21 protein-coding genes are annotated in these 17,676 nt (G+C 43.9%); 14 read left to right on the top strand and 7 right to left on the bottom strand.

The annotated features are described in order from the left end of the window. Positions 1-69: 69 nt before the first annotated feature. Positions 70-792, bottom strand: coding sequence for a pseudouridine synthase (locus tag L5L77_RS09345; RefSeq protein ID WP_263143490.1), 723 nt, complete (start codon positions 790-792; stop codon positions 70-72). Positions 793-952: 160 nt separating this feature from the next. Here L5L77_RS09345 and L5L77_RS09340 point away from each other — a divergent pair, with 160 nt between their 5' ends. After that, positions 953-1,879 carry a tetratricopeptide repeat protein gene (locus L5L77_RS09340; protein WP_317629707.1) on the top strand — a complete coding sequence of 309 codons (927 nt, stop codon included), beginning with the start codon at positions 953-955 and terminating at the stop codon, positions 1,877-1,879. Between the two features lie 106 nt (positions 1,880-1,985). On the opposite strand, the gene L5L77_RS09335 is transcribed toward L5L77_RS09340, so the two are convergent. After that, positions 1,986-2,621, bottom strand: a complete 636-nt coding sequence (locus tag L5L77_RS09335) for a helix-turn-helix transcriptional regulator (protein ID WP_263178455.1) — start codon at positions 2,619-2,621, stop codon at positions 1,986-1,988. A gap of 147 nt (positions 2,622-2,768) precedes the next feature. Between L5L77_RS09335 and L5L77_RS09330 the strand changes: the two genes are divergently transcribed. Both L5L77_RS09330 and L5L77_RS09325 read left to right on the top strand, forming a co-directional pair. Further along, positions 2,769-3,383 carry an NADPH-dependent FMN reductase gene (locus tag L5L77_RS09330; RefSeq protein WP_263192057.1) on the top strand — a complete coding sequence of 205 codons (615 nt, stop codon included), beginning with the start codon at positions 2,769-2,771 and terminating at the stop codon, positions 3,381-3,383. A gap of 56 nt (positions 3,384-3,439) precedes the next feature. Next, complete coding sequence (locus tag L5L77_RS09325) at positions 3,440-3,856, top strand: VOC family protein (protein ID WP_263192055.1); 417 nt, start codon at positions 3,440-3,442, stop codon at positions 3,854-3,856. Positions 3,857-3,955: 99 nt separating this feature from the next. Here the strand turns inward: L5L77_RS09325 and L5L77_RS09320 are convergent, their stop codons facing one another. Continuing rightward, entirely contained in the window at positions 3,956-4,294 is a 339-nt protein-coding gene (locus L5L77_RS09320) for a DUF1971 domain-containing protein (RefSeq protein WP_168825047.1), read from the bottom strand. A 241-nt stretch (positions 4,295-4,535) separates the two neighbouring features. On the opposite strand from L5L77_RS09320, the gene L5L77_RS09315 reads away from it, so the two are divergent. Then, positions 4,536-5,006 (top strand): YcxB family protein, encoded by a 471-nt coding sequence (locus tag L5L77_RS09315; protein ID WP_219255296.1) that lies wholly within the window; start codon positions 4,536-4,538, stop codon positions 5,004-5,006. 67 nt (positions 5,007-5,073) lie between these two features. Here the strand turns inward: L5L77_RS09315 and L5L77_RS09310 are convergent, their stop codons facing one another. Beyond that, the gene (locus L5L77_RS09310; protein WP_113939919.1) at positions 5,074-5,637 is read right to left on the bottom strand and encodes an acetate uptake transporter; all 564 of its coding nucleotides are present in this window, start codon (positions 5,635-5,637) and stop codon (positions 5,074-5,076) included. Positions 5,638-6,445: 808 nt separating this feature from the next. On the opposite strand from L5L77_RS09310, the gene L5L77_RS09305 reads away from it, so the two are divergent. The 5 genes from L5L77_RS09305 to L5L77_RS09285 all read left to right on the top strand — a co-directional run bounded on the left by L5L77_RS09305 (position 6,446) and on the right by L5L77_RS09285 (position 10,317). Continuing rightward, the gene (locus tag L5L77_RS09305; protein WP_028759260.1) at positions 6,446-6,682 is read left to right on the top strand and encodes a hypothetical protein; all 237 of its coding nucleotides are present in this window, start codon (positions 6,446-6,448) and stop codon (positions 6,680-6,682) included. A gap of 362 nt (positions 6,683-7,044) precedes the next feature. Further along, entirely contained in the window at positions 7,045-7,908 is an 864-nt protein-coding gene (locus tag L5L77_RS09300; protein WP_028759259.1) for a MipA/OmpV family protein, read from the top strand. A gap of 5 nt (positions 7,909-7,913) precedes the next feature. Further along, positions 7,914-8,324 carry a DUF3019 domain-containing protein gene (locus L5L77_RS09295; RefSeq protein ID WP_028759258.1) on the top strand — a complete coding sequence of 137 codons (411 nt, stop codon included), beginning with the start codon at positions 7,914-7,916 and terminating at the stop codon, positions 8,322-8,324. Continuing rightward, positions 8,324-9,037 carry a response regulator gene (locus tag L5L77_RS09290; RefSeq protein WP_006080570.1) on the top strand — a complete coding sequence of 238 codons (714 nt, stop codon included), beginning with the start codon at positions 8,324-8,326 and terminating at the stop codon, positions 9,035-9,037. Before L5L77_RS09295 ends, L5L77_RS09290 begins: the two co-directional genes overlap by 1 nt. Positions 9,038-9,048: 11 nt before the next feature. Then, complete coding sequence (locus L5L77_RS09285) at positions 9,049-10,317, top strand: ATP-binding protein (protein WP_263185534.1); 1,269 nt, start codon at positions 9,049-9,051, stop codon at positions 10,315-10,317. Positions 10,318-10,403: 86 nt separating this feature from the next. Here the strand turns inward: L5L77_RS09285 and L5L77_RS09280 are convergent, their stop codons facing one another. Beyond that, positions 10,404-10,709 (bottom strand): DUF1289 domain-containing protein, encoded by a 306-nt coding sequence (locus L5L77_RS09280; protein WP_263185532.1) that lies wholly within the window; start codon positions 10,707-10,709, stop codon positions 10,404-10,406. 176 nt (positions 10,710-10,885) lie between these two features. Between L5L77_RS09280 and L5L77_RS09275 the strand changes: the two genes are divergently transcribed. Further along, a complete protein-coding gene (locus L5L77_RS09275) occupies positions 10,886-11,422 on the top strand; it encodes a DUF4136 domain-containing protein (protein WP_198573002.1) in 537 nt (178 codons plus the stop codon). 94 nt (positions 11,423-11,516) lie between these two features. Here the strand turns inward: L5L77_RS09275 and cysM are convergent, their stop codons facing one another. After that, complete coding sequence (gene cysM, locus L5L77_RS09270; RefSeq protein ID WP_263164178.1) at positions 11,517-12,395, bottom strand: cysteine synthase CysM; 879 nt, start codon at positions 12,393-12,395, stop codon at positions 11,517-11,519. Positions 12,396-12,607: 212 nt separating this feature from the next. On the opposite strand from cysM, the gene cysP reads away from it, so the two are divergent. The 4 genes from cysP (at position 12,608) to L5L77_RS09250 (ending at position 16,651) form a co-directional block, all read left to right on the top strand. Further along, positions 12,608-13,615: a thiosulfate ABC transporter substrate-binding protein CysP gene (gene cysP / locus L5L77_RS09265; protein ID WP_028759253.1), complete on the top strand. Its 1,008-nt coding sequence runs from the start codon at positions 12,608-12,610 to the stop codon at positions 13,613-13,615. A 187-nt stretch (positions 13,616-13,802) separates the two neighbouring features. After that, positions 13,803-14,648 (top strand): sulfate/thiosulfate ABC transporter permease CysT, encoded by an 846-nt coding sequence (gene cysT / locus L5L77_RS09260; RefSeq protein ID WP_105249982.1) that lies wholly within the window; start codon positions 13,803-13,805, stop codon positions 14,646-14,648. A gap of 9 nt (positions 14,649-14,657) precedes the next feature. Then, positions 14,658-15,524 carry a sulfate ABC transporter permease subunit CysW gene (gene cysW, locus L5L77_RS09255; protein ID WP_028759251.1) on the top strand — a complete coding sequence of 289 codons (867 nt, stop codon included), beginning with the start codon at positions 14,658-14,660 and terminating at the stop codon, positions 15,522-15,524. Next, positions 15,521-16,651, top strand: coding sequence for a sulfate/molybdate ABC transporter ATP-binding protein (locus L5L77_RS09250; protein WP_263185530.1), 1,131 nt, complete (start codon positions 15,521-15,523; stop codon positions 16,649-16,651). The genes cysW and L5L77_RS09250 overlap by 4 nt, the downstream gene beginning before the upstream one ends. Positions 16,652-16,950: 299 nt before the next feature. Here L5L77_RS09250 and L5L77_RS09245 read toward each other — a convergent pair whose 3' ends face one another. After that, entirely contained in the window at positions 16,951-17,511 is a 561-nt protein-coding gene (locus L5L77_RS09245) for a hypothetical protein (protein WP_263222613.1), read from the bottom strand. Positions 17,512-17,676 lie beyond the last annotated feature (165 nt).

The following is a 17,676-nucleotide window of genomic DNA, read 5'->3' as shown; positions in this document are numbered from 1 at the left end:
ACTCTCAAGTCCATTTTTATATTTAGAATCCGCAGAATAATGGCTAATAAATTGAAGTGCTCTATGTCTCTAAGCTACCGGTTTACAGCGGATAGAAGCCACTTCTGCGGCAGTCAGCACACGACTTTTGCCCGACGCCAGAGCTTCATCCAACACAATATCACCTATTGATAATCTATGTAGACCAACAACTGGGTTTCGAAAGCGACCAAACATCCGCTTAATTTGATGGTACTTACCTTCCTTTAAAGTCACTTCAGCAACATGATCAGCAAGGATCACCAATTTAGCAGGCTGAGTTATTATATCTTCAAAGCTGAAATACATACCTTCGGCAAATGCGGCGATATATTCTTCAGTTAATGGATTAGCTAAGGTAACGCGATACACTTTATCGACCTTATGCGTTGGTGACATTAGTGCATCAGACCAGCGGCTGTCATTGGTCAGTAATAACAAACCCGAAGAATTTAAATCTAGTCTACCCGCGATATGTAACTCATCACGGGCTTCGCAATCGAGCAAATCAATCACGGTTTTATGCTGAGTATCTTTAGTCGCGCTCACCACGCCAATCGGCTTATGCAACATCAAATAAACTGGCGTGTTGGCCTGTAATATTTGCCCATCGAGTTGGATGTGAGAAAACTCATCCACTTGCCTATCCATGTCCTTCACTATCAATCCATCAACGCGTACTCGGCCCAAGAGTAACAGTTCACGTACCGCTTTACGGTGAGTGTGTAACTGGGTACAGAGATAACGATCGAGTCGGCCGCGCTTAGACTGCATAACACCACAAATGACGAAATATGAATGGGATAGCCATTCTAGCAGGATGCGAGTTCAGGTCATAGCGAGCCAATACTGTAAGCATCACAGAGCTTATTTAGAGCAAAATTAGATCAAACTAGGCAAAATTTGTTAAGCTAGGCGTTCAATTCATCTTATTGTGAGTGGTTACCGCATCAAAAACTTATCTGCAAGTCCCGTTATGATACGTTCGAACCTGCTATTTTTAGCCTTGTTTTTAGTGATACTCGCGAGCTCATTCTTCACTCAAGCGAGCGATGCAGAAAATCCCCCTGAAGCGCCTCAACCTTTCGCCATCCATGATAAACCGCTGATAGAGCGCTACGTCTTCGATGAACTCAAATCTCTCAGATACGATCAACAGGATCTTGAGCGGCGCCTCACCATAGATATCACAGATCGCGAACTGGCCGTTGCCGACAAGTCGATGAATTACGCCAATGTCACTGTCACTTACTTCTTTTATATGATCGCCGGCGTCGCCTCTTTAGTCGCCTTTATCGGCTGGCAATCCCTACGGGAAATCAAGACACATACCGCCAAACTGGCCGCGAATCAGCTACAGAGTATTGCCGAACAATACGAAGAAAAGTTCAAATTACTCGAGCAAGAACTCAAGCATAAGAGTCGTACTATCACAGACAATAATCGTGAAATAGAAGTGATTAATGAAATTCATAATCTGTGGCTACGCGCCCAAAGTGCCCAGACACCCGAACAAAAAATTGAAGTCTACGATGAAATCCTCACGATTCGACCTGGAGACTTGGAAGCGCTGACCTACAAGGCCGATGCCGCAATGGAAATGCGCGAATTTAATTGGGCACAAAGCCTATGTAATCGTGTTTTGGAAGTTGACCCAACTAACGCCCATGCTTTTTATCAAGGAGCCTGCGCCTTTGCGTGTTTAGGTGTTGAAGATAGGGCAATTTCTGATTTGGAACGTGCAATCCATAACAGCGCATCCTTCAAAGAGCTAGCGTTGGATGAAGCTGATTTCTCACAACTTAAAGGGCATCCTCGTTTCGAAACCTTATTGGCCTATCACGAACCTGATAAGCCCTAAGCTCCTAAGTTTAAGCCCAGAACGAATGCTTAATATGTAGCGTTAGCTTTCAGTGACGTTTTATCCCACAGATAAAACGCCTCAAGCAAACAACTTAAGTGCACTACTAGGCTATCGTCGCAACTTTAATTACCGCAATCTTATATGCACAGCGGCGAGCACCTTCGATGATATGCTCTTCGCGGCTCACCACGGCAATATCAGCGAATAACTGCTGGAAAAGTTGCAACTCAGAGCGGCAAAAGTTCAAACACTTAGTCGCTGCGGCGCAGATTGGACAATGATTTTCGAGTAAAAAATACACGCCATCGATGTGTTCCATGGTCGCCATATAACCTTCGTTCGAGCGTAATTTTGCAAGTATGGCCAGACGTGTCGGAATATCAGTAGCCCCTTCCATTGCCGCACGATATTGGACTAACGCACTTTGCTCCCTGTGACCGATAAGCTTATCCAAGCCTTGGTCGCCAAAGATCATTTTTACCGAGTCAATTAGCTGTACCGTCAATTCCTCATGGCGATCGGCAAAGTGAGTACGGCTTTGTTCGGTCAATCCCCAGTAACGTGTTGGGCGACCGCGGCCTTCAACTCGATCCTCAATATCCACATCACCCATATCTTCCAAAGCCTGAAGATGTTGACGCACTCCCATAGTCGTTAACGCCAATTCCTCCGCTAAGGTTTTAGCAGTAAGCGGGCCATGCAACTTGAGTAATTGAATAATCTTATCAGTAGTTTTCATTGAGTCTCCCCGATTTCAGCCGAAGCATTATCTCCCAATCTCCGTAGCTTTAACAGATTAAATAAACTTTTTTATTTACTTTATCCTTTACAAGATTAAGTAAAGCAATTACCTTACAAATAATTTATAAACAAATAGGTTTACTTAATGGAATTACTCATCATCAGCACCAGCCAAAGACCCGATTCACAAAGTGCTAAAGTCGGTCGTTATATCGCGGAAAGCAGTTTCTCATCTCCCCACAACATGGGTTACGACACGATACATCACTTAGAACTATGCCTGTTTAATCTGCCCTTTTGGGACGGAGAAGAAGACAACAAAGGTGAACACTGGCCCGAAATAGAGCACAGAGTCGATGAAGCCGATGCGCTAGTGCTGATCACCCCAGAATGGGGCGGCATGGCATCACCATTACTGAAGAACTTTTTGTTGATGTGTACTCGCGAAGAAACCGCCCATAAACCCGCCTTATTAGTCTCAATATCGGACGGTATTAGCGGTACCTATCCTATCGTTGAAGTGAAGATGAATGCCCTTAAAAACAATAAATTAGTGCCCATACCCGATCACTTAATCATCCGAAATGTCAGCCATGTACTCAATGCAATCCCTGAGAGTGCCCGCGATATCGCGCTTAGGGAAAGAGTGCAATACAGCTTATATATGCTGCATCAATACGCCCAAGCATTAGCCCCCATTCGTGAACAACATGCCAATCAAGCGTACCCAAAACAGCAGGAATACTGTTACGGTATGTAAGCGGCTTGAGATTTTAACCACCAGCAACAGACTAAAATCATTACAAGGAACGCATTATGATTCATTTAGAGCATATCAATTTAGTGGTAGACGACATCCCCGCAACACTGCGCTTTTATCAAGCGGCTTTCCCCCATTGGCGTGTTCGTGGTGGTGATAAAGGCACTTGGTACGGCAAACCCCGTAATTGGATTCATTTTGGTGATGATTATCAATACATTGCTTTTAGTGACAATGGTGAAGGTGAAAACCGCGATTTGGCAGGTCATCAAATTGGACTGGCACATTTTGCCTTTGTGACCGACAACTTAGATGCTGTGATAGCAAGACTGACCCAGGCAGGTTTCCCTATTGCAAAAGATGGTATGGAAGATCCCTATCGACGCAATATTTACTTCTTCGATGCCCATGGCTTTGAAGTGGAATTTGTGGAGTATTTAACTGATATTCCAACGGAACGAAATCGCTATTAGCTATTAGCTATTAGCTATTAGCTAGCGTAAATCGTTATTAAAAAGAAGTAGCCAAGAACCGCATGTAGTGAATAGGGTGTAGGAGCTAGGTACTAGACACTATTCGCTTCGCTCGGATTGTTGCTGCGCCACAATGGCCGAATCCTTATGGGCATAAAAGTGGAGTCTAAACTGAGTATCTTCGGTCAGTAGCTCCACTTTATGCCAATATTCAGGATGTGAAATGGCGGTTTCACCTGCGCGAATAATAATTTCTTTATCTAACTCGCCCCTGCTACCCGTATAGCCATAAAACTTTAAGCTGCCCGTTAACACTTGGATTTGCCCATATACGCCAGCCTTAGTATTGTGCATGTGCAGCAACATTTTAGGGACGTTGTCATGGTTGAAAACCGGCGTTGATTTGTAATTTACAAAATCTTTGGGGACTAAGGCCATGATGTTTTGCACTCCTTGTGTCAAATCACGAAAATCGAACAATGCTTACGGCAAGACTAATATAGCCGTTGCCGTATTTCTGTCCAACTCATATCTTGACCTGTATAAACGAGCGGGTTTGAACGTCGAATTTGAAAACACCAAAGTGCTCATTCATGCTTGCAATAGCAAGGTTAGTTACTTTCATCACTGTAATCGCTACACTAGCCCGCATTAAGTGCCACCTCAATTAGATGACATGATGCCAACGCCCTATTCATACTCCACAACGTATATTTTAGATAAAGCCCATTTCGATGAATGCTATACGCAATCAGTGGTACCAGATCCCACGCTCAAACCTTACTACAAAGCCATTGGATTAACACTGATAGGTATCGCGCTTATTTTCACCGATATTAGCCTTTATTTAGCTTACTTTTTTGTTGGGTTAGGTGTTATCGAAGCGCTCAATGTGAAGTATCACAAAGCATGGTGGTTGATGCGTCAGATGATGAGTAAAGCGGCCAGCAATGAGGTCACACTCACTATTGATGGGCAAGGGATTCATACTCAATCCATGTCTGTGACCAGCCAAATTTTATGGACCGACATTTACCGGATTAAAGAAACTGAAAAAGGCTTCTTGATCACCCACAAAGCAGGCACGAGTTATGTTTCTCTCCGTAGCTTAGATGAAGCAGCTGTGGCCTATATTAAAACTAAAATCTAGTACAGCTAACACCCATAAAAAGGCTGATCTTCATCAGCCTTTTTTACAACTCTGCATTGCTGAATCGTTACTTTTTCAATTCACCAACCGGTAAAATCGTACGGCCATACTCATTATTAAGCACCTGCGCCATCGCAAAATAAATCGCACTCGCACCGCAAAGTATCCCTTCAAAGCCCGCAATAGTGCCAATCAAGGCGCTACCCGTAAAATCACGCGCCGCCAGCAGGAAAAATAAAATAGTTAAAGAAGCAAACACAAACTGTTTGGCTCTTGGATAACGCAAAGAACCCACAAACATAAATGCCGTGAATATGCCCCAAAGCGTTAAATACCAGCCCATAAAATACGTTGGACTCGCCGCAATGCCAGCATTAGGCATTAAAATGAGGCCCACTAGCGTTAACCAAAACAAACCGTAAGAGGTAAATGCCGTCGTACCGAAAGTATCGCCGCGCATGAAACACATAATCCCCACAATCACTTGACCAATGCCGCCGTAAAAAATCCCCATGGCTAAGATCATAGAATCAATAGGGAAATATCCCGCATTATGAATGTTTAACAAAATTGTTGTCATACCAAAGCCCATTAAACCTAATGGCGCTGGATTAGCCAGTTTTGTAGACACAGAGTTCCCCTAGAGAAAAATCAATAATTCAATAAAAATCAATAGCATTTGCCATTAATCTTATGCACGCGCACCTGCGAGAGCGGCGCATTCTAGAGGATAGCTACAATCTTAGCAATGTAATCATCAAAAACAAACGAACACATAAAAATAAATAATAAAAACATAAAGTTAAAATAATAAACCGTAAAATAAAATTTAAACTATAAAACACATAAAAATTAATTCTTTTTAATTCAATATTCTAGAAAAAAACGGCCTACAACATGCGTCATATCTCATTTTATATAACTTCTTATAACTACCGCATAATTCAGTTAACAGCGGCGAGTAAACCTTCATTAAAAATCGACCATAAACAGTGATAATAATGCACTTTATCGCAAATAAGTCCTTAAAGTGATGTAAGCAGCACTTTTGAAAGAAATCTAAGTTCTACAGTACACACAATTAAGCGCATAAGTTAAGCACATAAGTTTATCTGCAGAGTTTCATCGATTAATTTCAAGCACAAGTTCAGAAGAGCCAACTTAGCACACATGAGTTCAGAGGGAGGGTTGTGAACCTATCTAAAGCAGCCAAAAGGCTGCTAAGAATGAATCAAACTAGAGCAAATAAAGTACACTCAGCCAGCCCATTTACTTGAAGCGAATCAAGGGAAAACAAGGTAAAAAACCTTAATCAAGAAAGGTGAAAATTATTTATATCTAAAACAGAATAGCAGTGATAAATTGCTGATGTTGGCACAGTGGTATTAAGAGAATGCTTCTTAATCTGTGGTTGGCAATACATAACTAAAGGAAATAAAATGAATAAGTTATCAGCTGTTTTTACTCTATTGGCATTAGTAAGTTTCACTTCCTTTGCTGACGACTCCTCTTTACCGCCTGCACCAGCAGCCGATCTCGCTCAGCTGAAAGAAGTGTGCCAGCAGATGGCCTCTGAAGATCAAGTCGAAAATGCTGAGCTAAAACAATATGTGCTTGATTGTGTAAACGATCAATTGACAGAAATGGGCTACAAGTCAGTTACTGAGGTCAATTAATCTTCATTCTAATCTCTGTGTTATTACCGCAAAGTAGGTTATTCGGCTTCAGTCTGTGCCATTCACACTTGCGAATGGCATTATTATTTCCAAGCAACACAGCTTTTACATCATAATTAACATCATTTCAGTTACACTCGAAACTTATAAAACACAAAATTTAACATCCACAATTAACCGTACGAAAGCTGCCAAGATAAGCTTTTAGCATGACTATCAACATATTGTGCAATCCATAAATTTATTATTTAATTGATAGCTGTATCATTTTGCATCTCCGTGAATGAAACCACTGTTGAATTGAGCATAAAATGCTAATCTGTTTTCCTGTATTGTTAACCTCAGCCCTTAATCGTTAAATCATGTATCGTATTCTTTTTGTCCTCATTACAAGTTTAAGTATTTTGCCTGCAATCGGAATGGCGAAAGAAGCCTGTGCACCAGAAAATCAATGTATTGAGATGAACAACTGGGATCTAGGCATCGCCATAGGCTGGGGACAAAAAAGCAATCCACTCAGGGATTTTGACGATATTCCATTGTTCTTTATTCCAACAGTGGCCTATTACGGCGAACACTGGTTCTTCGACAATGGTAATTTAGGTTATACCTTAGCCGAGCAAGAAAGCTTTACAATTAACTTAGTAACAAGTTATAGCTTAGATAGAGCCTACTTCTATCAATGGGACCCATCAAATATCTTTTTGAATCGTGGCACTCAAGTTGAAGCCAAAGCCATAAATAGTATGGCTTTGTCGACTGAGCCCGAGCCTGAGTTTAATTCCTTAGAGACTCGGAACTTCACCTTACTTGGCGGTGCCGAAGCATTCATCTATACGCGGCTCGGTATTATTAGATTGGCGTACACTCATGATATGTTTAATGTGCATCAAGGTTCAGAAGCACAAATAAAATGGACCTATGGCTGGGATTACGATCGTTTCATTTTTGAGTTTGCGCTGGTATTTGATTGGAAGAGCCAAGCCGTAGTGGATTATTATTACAGCGTTAGACCCAGTGAAAACGCCTATTGGAGCGAAAAATATCAAGCAAAATCAGGTTGGGATAAAGGTGCGGAAATGACGGCCCGTTACATATTAACTGACAATTGGGATCTACTGTTGGCAGTTCGTTACACTCTAATTGCCGATGAGATTGCCGCCAGTCCCTTGTTAGACCAAGACTATAGCAGCACCTACTTTATCGGCGCTGCCTATAGGTTCTAACGTTAGTGACACTGCCTCAGTTAAGCTTGCTTTGCTTTATAGGTCTAAGCCTCGGCTTGATGGGCCAAAGTTCAGCACAAGCCAAAACTCGCGACTCGGCACTCAAACTCACACCCGAAATTTGCATCACAAGTTCAGAAACTGAGGCCTGTGACGTCTATATAGAACTACAGTGGGAACTCGCTAAAGATGAGCTTATCTGTATCTTGTCCGACAACGCCGCCTATCCCAAATGGTGCAGTGATTCAGTTTCAACCCATACGTTAAGCATGAAAATCCACACTATGACGGATATTCAATTTGTCATGGTGAGTAAAGACAGTAACCAAACTTTGGCTGGTGCCAAACTTAAAATCACTTCTGCATCACAACCTCAGGTTCGCAGACGTTACCGCAACCCTTGGAGTTTATTTTAATGACAAGCCCACAATCGAACCACAGAGTATTATTGGTTGAAGACGACGTTCGCCTAGCAAACTTGATTGTAGATTACCTAAAATCCCATGGTATGCATGTTGAAGTTGAACGCCGTGGCGATACAGTGCTAACACGATTAATCAATTACAAGCCAGATATCATACTGTTAGACATTATGCTACCGGGCATGGATGGCCTCACTCTGTGTGAGAAACTGCCCGATTATTTCGCAGGTCCAATTCTATTGATGAGCGCACTTGGCTCAAGTGAAGATCAAATCAAAGGACTAGAACTCGGTGCCGATGATTACGTGGTCAAGCCCGTCGATCCTGCTCTGTTAGTTGCGCGGATCAACAACTTACTTCGCCGTCAGAATCAGCCACCACAGGCAGAATCACACTGTCTAACCTTCGGTAAATTGAGTATCGACCCGCATACCCATGCGATTCGTCTTAATGAAACTGAAATTGATCTCACCAGCCATGAATTCGAATTGCTGTGGTTACTGGCCTCGCAAGCAGGCCAAGTGCTCAGCCGTCAGTATATTTATCAGTTGTTACTCAATATTGATTTTGATGGTAAAGATCGAAAAATTGACGTGCGGATCTCTAGATTACGTAAAAAACTCAACGATAATATTGAGACACCTTTCAGAATTAAAACCGTTTGGGGACAAGGTTATCTCTTTGCTCCTGAAGCTTGGAATAACTAAGCACAAATACAGTGAAACGTCTCTTTATCAGTTTATATTTGCTACTCAGTCTCAGCGTGCTTGGGATTGGCTGGACACTCGACAGCCTGTGGCAGAAGAATGTTGATGACAATAATGCCCTCGATGCGCCGTTAGTGGCATTGGCGCAATTATTAGCGGAATTACCTCCCGATGCCCGCCAACGGTATCTGGAGGCGATCCCAGCGAACCCTGTGATGCCACTGCAATTACTCAATGCAGATCAAGTCGCGCTGGCAGATAATCAAGCGTTAAGCACAAGCAAGGTGTTCACCACCACGGCCAATGATGATAGCTTGCTGCAGTTTATTCGAGTAGACGATCAAGTCTTAATGGCGGGGCCGCTGGACATAGATCCCAGAGCCAACCTTCGCAGCCTGTTCACCCTGTTCTTTTATTTATCACTCGCCCTTGTTGCGCTAATTTGGGTCGGCCCGCTTTCACGGGATTTGAGCATACTGCGTAAGGCCACCAAAGAATTTGGCGAAGCCAAATGGGACACGCGGATTACCCTGTCAAATCGCTCCCAAGTTAAGCCCTTAGCCAATACGTTTAACGAAATGGCGCGACATATCAGCGCCTTGATTGAGAACCAGAAACACCTTTCTAATGCGGTATCCCATGAGATCCGCACGCCACTGGCGAGGCTCAAATTTGCTCTTGCACTTATGCCTATGTATTGTCAGCCAGATTCGGACGAACAGAAGCGACAAGACTTTCTCGATGAAATGCAGCTCGACATCAAAGAAATGGAAGACTTACTTCAAGAACTGCTAACCTACGCCAGCTTAGAGTCACAGCGAGAAGGTATCCAGTTGGATGAGTACGATTTAATTAATCTCATCAATCAAAGTATTAAGCGCCTAGAAACCTTAAGTCCAACGCCTATAACGCTCAAAGCCGAAGTCGAAAAACTGCCCTTATTCGGAGAACCCGCATTAATCGAAAGGGCGCTACAAAATCTACTGACCAATGCGCAACGCTTTGCCCGCACTGAAATCATCATTGAAGTTAAGCAGACCCAGCACAGGGTCAATTTAAGTGTGAGTAACGACGGCGAACCTATCCCAGCGGTGGATTTACCGAAAGTGTTCGAGCCATTTTATCGCAGCCAATCGGTACAGAATGGCAATAAAGGACATGGTTTAGGCCTTGCGATCATCAAACGGATTATGCAACGACATCAAGGGAATGTGAGCGTCGTCAGCGATACGCAACATACCCGCTTTAGTTTAATCTGGCCAAAGAAACGTAAGCAGTGATAAGCATTAGGATTAGATAAACAAAAGTCACTCATGCATCTCACTCGCAAATGTAAAAAGCAAGTTAAACAAGCTAATTCAACCTATTAGTCTAGCTCGATGTCCCCAAAATCCAGATCGGCTTCGGGCTCAGGCTCAAAATTCAACTGTGGATTTAACGCTGCCCTTTCTTGCTCTATTTGTGCTTGCCTTGCTTTCATCATCGCTAACTGGCGACGACGTTTACGTTGAGTACACAGGCGAATGACATCATACTTTTGCGCATCTGAAAACGTTAACCAATTGAATCTTTCGTCACGGCTTCGCAGGCAACCATTACAGTAACCACGCGCATCGGTAACACACACACCGATACAAGGACTCGGGATATCAAAAAAGGCTAACTGTTCCATAACCCGCCGCTATTCCTATCTAAAAATGAACCATACTCAAAACGACCCGCGCTAAAAAAGATACCGTTGGATTGCATTCAAAGCGATTCAAATACAACACACTTATCTAAAGTACTTGCAGAAACAACCTTAATCAAGGCACATTGAACAGAGTTTGTACAACTTGGAGCACTATCATGGGATACCGTCACTTTGCCAGTCTGCTCGTCGCTGTTGCCTTATTAAGCGCTTGCAGCAGTAAACCGAAAAACGATTATGATCTCAATTACGACTTCACCGCACTACGCAGCTTTACCCAGTTAACACCACAGCCGACGGATGACCCGTTAAGCGCCCAGCGTATTCAAGTAGAAATTAACAACCAATTGACTCAAAAAGGGTTTGTAGAAAATACAGCGTCGCCCGACTTTAACGTCGCCTACGCCTTACTCACCCAAGATAAGCCCAAAGATTCAGGGCTATCCATTGGATTAGGCACAGGCACATTCGGAAATTCGGGCGGGATTGGCATAGGCACCAGTGTTGGCGTGCCGCTGGGGAGTGATACCGCTAAAATTCAAACCATTCAGATAGATATTGTCGATCCTAAGACCAAAGCTCTTATTTGGCGTGGCAGCGACAGCTATGATTTCGATGCAGGCGGTAACGAGAAAGCCCAAGATACCGCCAAAGCCGTCAACCGAATTTTGACGCAATTCCCACCGAAAAAATGATCACGTTTTAAAGGGTAAAAATGGGCGCGTCTCGCCCATTTTCACCCATCAAACATTCATATCGCTCAATATGCTTAGAGTAAAAATCTAGGACTCAGGAAAAAAGCCCTGACGAAAGGTAACGATCGCCCCTATCACAGACAATCGCCACGACCACAGAACCCGGATATTGTTTAGCAATCTCCAGCGCAGCAAACACGGCACCGCCCGAACTGACTCCAGCACAAATCCCTTCCTCTCGCGCTAAGGTTCTCGCCATGGCTTTTGCATCTTGCTCTTCAATATCCATAACTAAATCAACCCAAGAAGCATCAAAAATACCAGGCAAATATGCCTGCGGCCAACGCCGAATCCCTGGAATAGCACTGCCATCGGCGGGCTGAAGACCGACGATAGTGATGTCGGGATTACAAGTTTTAAGGTATTTGGACACACCCATTATGGTACCTGTCGTCCCCATACTTGACACAAAGTGGGTAATTTTGCCTAGACTCTGTTGCCAGATCTCAGGGCCTGTCGTGAGGAAATGGGCATTAGCGTTATCTTGGTTATTAAATTGATCCAGCACCTTACCTTTGCCTTCGCTTTGTAACTGCAGCGCCAAATCCCGCGCAGTCTCCATGTTATCCACTAGCATGAGCTCTGCGCCATAGGCTTGCATCGCATCCTTACGCTCTTGAGTCGAATTATTCGGCATAATCAGGATCATCTTGTATCCTTTGATTGCCGCCGCCATCGCCAGCGCAATCCCAGTATTGCCACTCGTTGCCTCAATAAGCGTATCACCAGGGCTTATTTCTTGGCGAAGTTCGGCCTGAATAATCATATTGAGTGCAGGACGATCTTTTACTGAACCCGCGGGGTTATTGCCTTCCAATTTTAATAGTACAGTGGAAGTACCACAGTTAAGCCGCTGCAAGCGAACCAGCGGAGTTTGCCCGATGCAGGCTTCAATTGTCGGAAAGTCAGACACTAGGATTATCCTTTACTTGATAAAAACAACTAAGCGATAGCCTATTCTAAGTCGGTTACCACTGACAAACACGGTGAATACTGCTTATAACATAAAATAAATCGCTCATAGTTATTCAAAAAAGTTCTATTCAACTGGCTTTTTATAAACAATTAATTCTATTACTCTAGGTGCCATAACGCTGACAAAATTGCCAGATTAAGGAGTTAAAAATGTCCGTAAAATTGATAAAGGCCCTGCTAGGAACCCTCATTCTGGGAACCTCACTCAATGTGACTGCCGCAGATCAAACCCTGCTTAATTCCTCTTATGATATCGCACGGGAATTATTCAATGCCTACAACCCCGTTTTTGCCAAACATTGGGAAGAGAAAACAGGTAAAACCGTCGAAATTAAACAATCCCATGCAGGCTCATCTGCACAGGCACGCTCTATTCTGCAGGGATTACCCGCAGATGTGGTGACCTTTAATCAAGTGACAGACGTACAAGTTCTGCACGATCGCGGTAAATTGATCCCAGAAAATTGGCAACAATTACTGCCTAACGCCAGTTCACCTTACTATTCCACCATTGCATTTTTGGTACGCAAAGGTAACCCAAAGCAGATCAGCGACTGGGGCGATTTAGCGAGAGATGACGTTAAACTGGTCTTTCCTAACCCAAAAACCTCTGGTAATGCTCGCTACACTTATTTAGCCGCATTAGGTTATGCTCAGAAAAACTATGGTAAGGATAATCAGGCTAAACTGGATCAATTCCTGAAAAAATTCCTCGGTAATGTCGCAGTATTCGATACCGGCGGCCGCGGTGCGACCACCTCCTTTGTTGAACGTGGGATCGGTGATGTATTAATTACCTTTGAATCGGAAGTGAACAATATCCGCCAGCAGTATGGTACGGACGATTACCAAGTGGTTGTACCAAAAACCTCGATTCTGGCAGAGTTCCCCGTCGCTGTAGTTGAAAAAAATGCTAAGCGTAACGGTACACAGGAACTCGCAACTGAGTATTTGAATTATCTCTACAGCGAAGAAGCGCAACGTCTACTGGCAGGATTCAGCTATCGTGTACACAACGAAAAGGTAAAAGCTGAGTTTGCTAAGCAGTTCCCTACCGTTGACCTGCTGACTGTTGAGCAAATCATCGGTGGTTGGGATAATGCCATGAAAACGCAGTTTGCTAACGGTGCAAAACTCGATGAGCTATTAAAGCGCTGATATCGTCCTTAATGTAGTAAGATATCAACATTGAACCCGAGCAAAGTCTCGGGTTTATCGCTAATTGGCATTTATCAATCAGTGTTAGCCGTAAAGATTGCATCCAACAAATGGCTTGAGCCAACAACGAGCGAACCGTATAAATAGTATTGGTTTAACGCAATTAACCTGATCGGGTGATTATTCTGTGATTTTTAATAACGGGCGTTTACGCCATAAGCGGGTTCTTCCCGGTTTTACCATCAGCTTAGGTGTGTCACTACTGTTTGTCAGCCTAATCCTATTATTGCCGACCACAGGCCTAATCATGCAGACCAGTTCAATGAGCTGGTCCGAATACTGGGGCGTGATTGCCGATCCCAGAGTGGTTGCCAGTTACCGAGTCACCATACTATCGGCGCTCGCGGCATCATTATTTAACTGCCTTTTCGGATTATTACTCGCATGGGTACTCGTGCGTTATGAATTTCCCGGCAAACGCATTTTAGATGCCTTGGTAGATTTACCCTTTGCCTTGCCGACCGCCGTTGCCGGTATCACCTTAGCCACCCTTTATGCGGAAAACGGCCAAATCGGTAGTCTATTAGCTGAATGGGGCATAAAAGTCGCCTACACCCCGCTAGGCATAGTGGTCGCGATGATTTTCACCAGTATTCCCTTTGTGGTTCGTACGGTACAACCCGTTCTCGAAGAGTTATCCCACGAGGAAGAAGAAGCGGGAATGACGCTTGGCGCCTCGGATCGTTCGGTATTCTGGCGGGTTATTTTGCCCTCTCTTTGGCCAGCATTAATGATTGGAACGGCACTGTCTTTTACCCGCAGTCTGGGTGAGTTTGGTGCAGTGATCTTTATCGCTGGCAATATGCCTTATATCAGTGAAATCACTTCGTTAATGATCTTTGTCCGCCTGCAAGAATTTGATTTTGCAGGTGCCAGCGCCATTGCCTCAGTGGTTCTGATGACCTCGTTACTGCTATTACTGCTGATAAACCTGTGGCAGGCGCGTTATCTGCGCCGCATTCATGGTCGATAAGGAACGAATATGAACTCATTTAAACCCTTAAGAGTCGGTGAAGCGCCCCTGATCAAATGGAGCCTTATTACCCTCGCCGTGCTCTTAGGCTTGCTATTGTTGCTATTGCCGTTGGTGAGTATTTTTCAGCAGGCGTTTGTCGGAGGTTGGGAGCGTTATATTGGGCACCTAACTCAACCGGATTCGCTGCATGCGATTGGTTTAACACTGATGGTGGCAGCACTCACTGTCCCCATCAATTTAGTGTTCGGAATCATGCTGGCGTGGAGCGTGACTCGTTTTGAATTCCCCGGTCGCAAATTACTGATCACGCTAATTGATATTCCATTTGCGGTCTCCCCTGTCGTCGCAGGTTTGCTCTATTTGCTGCTCTATGGCAACAGTGGTTGGCTGGGCGAATGGCTATATGAGCACGATCTGCAGATCATGTTTGCTTGGCCGGGAATACTATTAGTGACCATTTTTGTCACTTGCCCCTTTGTGGCCAGAGAACTGATCCCATTGATGCAACAACAGGGCGCATCTGAAGAAGAAGCCGCAGTGATCCTCGGGGCTTCATGGTGGCAACTCTTTCGCCGCGTGACCCTACCCAACATCAAATGGGCACTGATTTACGGTGTGATCCTCACCAATGCCAGAGCCGTGGGCGAATTTGGTGCCGTTGCTGTCGTGTCTGGCAACATTCGCGGCGAAACCAATACCTTACCTTTACATGTGCAATTATTGTATGAAGATTATCAGGCCGAAGCCGCCTTCGCGAGCGCGTCATTACTGGCCCTGATCGCCCTATTTACCCTAATGTTAAAAGCCGTAGTGGAATGGCGGCAACAACGCAGTTTAACCGCCAATGACAATAAAGAGCAGAGCCAACTATGAGTATTCGTCTTACTAATATTTCCAAGAAATTTGGCCAATTTCAGGCGCTTTCCCCACTTAATCTCGATATTCAAGAAGGGGAAATGATTGGTCTGCTGGGACCATCAGGTTCAGGCAAAACCACACTGCTGCGGATTATTGCCGGTCTTGAAGGAGCCGATAGCGGCCAAATTCAATTCGGCAACCGAGATGTCACCCAAGTGCATGTGCGTGAAAGACGCGTAGGTTTTGTGTTTCAAAACTATGCGCTGTTTCGTCATATGACGGTCGCCGATAACGTCGCTTTTGGACTCGAAGTCATGCCGAAAAAACAAAGGCCTTCGGCGGCAGAAATTCATAAGCGAGTGACACAACTGCTAGAAACAGTACAACTAGGCCATCTCGCACAGCGCTATCCTGAACAACTCTCGGGTGGACAAAAACAGCGCATTGCATTGGCCCGCGCACTCGCGACCCAACCAGAAGTCTTGCTACTGGATGAACCCTTTGGCGCCTTGGATGCTAAAGTGCGTAAAGAACTACGCCGCTGGCTACGCAGCCTGCATGATGAATTGAAATTCACCAGCGTGTTTGTGACCCACGATCAGGATGAAGCGCTTGAGCTCTCAGATAGAGTGGTAGTGATGAGCAATGGTCATATAGAGCAGATTAATACACCTGCTGAGCTATACTCACATCCCAATAGTCGCTTTGTGTTTGATTTTCTTGGTAACGTCAATGTCTTTGAAGCCAGTTGGCAACAAAAACGTTGGGAAAATGGTCAAGCATTTTTAACACCTCCAGAACAGCAAACACTGCAGCAAGATGGTGTTCTCTATGTACGCAGTCACGAATTAGCACTGTCAAATAAGCCCAATAGTCAGGCCAATTTGCCGTTCAATATTGTCGCCATTACCCCCATTGGCGCCGAAGTTAGATTGGAATTAGCCCCACACGGCTGGCATAGCGAAGAACTGTGGGAAGCCAAATTCACCCACCATAATCTGCAGGAACTCGGGTTGCAAAAAGGCAGTGTAGTTTACGCTACCCCAAGAACAGCTTACTTCTTTGGTGCGCAGGGTGAGAGTTCACCGACGCGTCTAAGTTGGCCATTCCTGACTCCGGGCAGTCTCGCCTTTGATATCTAATGTCATCATAATAGGAATAGCGGTACCACAGGGAGTGGATACCGCTAAGATTCAAACCATTTAGAGAGATATTGTCACGCCAAACACTAAAGCACTCATTAGGCATTGCCGCGACAACTTTTGGTGATAGCGACAGCTTTGATTTTTGATGCAAGCGGTAACGAGAAAGCCCAAGATACCTCCAAAAACGTCAGCTAGATCTTGGCGCTGTCCCCTCCGAAGAAATAATTAATCAACTAGCGGCTTAATTGAAGAGTGCCGCACTTCGGAGTTGAACTATGGAATATTATGTATATATTTCATCCGCTAATAGCACTAATAGTTGCTAACAGTGTTAGATAAGCAACATATAGAGATATTGCACCTATAATTACAGCAGTGAAAGCTAAAAAGCTATTTGATATAAGTTCATACATGTAACTAGACATGCTTTTCCGCCTTATATGGCTCCTTAATTCCAACGATGCTAATTTCAACCGATCTAAAACCGAAAGTTTTCGACGGATACTAGTTGCATGAACATAGAAAAGCATTGTTTTTATGAATCCAAGAACCTTTTTATTCGTAAGTTCCAGAGGGCCATCTGTATAAAAAAGTAATAAATCAGGATTTTTTCGCGTTGAAATGTCGCATTTTGGTCGTTTGAGGAATACGTGAAATGTACCTATAATCGAATGATTTATATCTAGGCAAACTCCATAATCTTTTTCGTGCTGCAATGTCTTCTTCCCATTATTTATTGTCCATCTACCAGTCCCAGTAAACTTGTCATTTTGAATGATTTGTAACGAATCAAAACCCCAAAAGCCAGTATTTCCACAATCACCATTGGTCTTAGATATTGAGAAATCACGAAACACTTGAGGATTATCCTTAAATATGGATTTAAGGAATAACAAAAGATCATCACAAACAATCGGCCAATTTAAGTTAGCAAACCTCTATCTTGAGTTAATTTCTTGCTCTTTAATCTGATAGTTTTTAAGCCAAGATTTCAAATAAAACCTCCACATAGATAGCATCGA

Source organism: Shewanella sp. SM29 (assembly GCF_025654245.1).
GTDB lineage: Bacteria > Pseudomonadota > Gammaproteobacteria > Enterobacterales > Shewanellaceae > Shewanella > Shewanella oncorhynchi.
The sequence above is the reverse complement of the archived record's forward strand: the minus strand, read 5'-3'. Positions and strand labels throughout refer to the sequence as shown.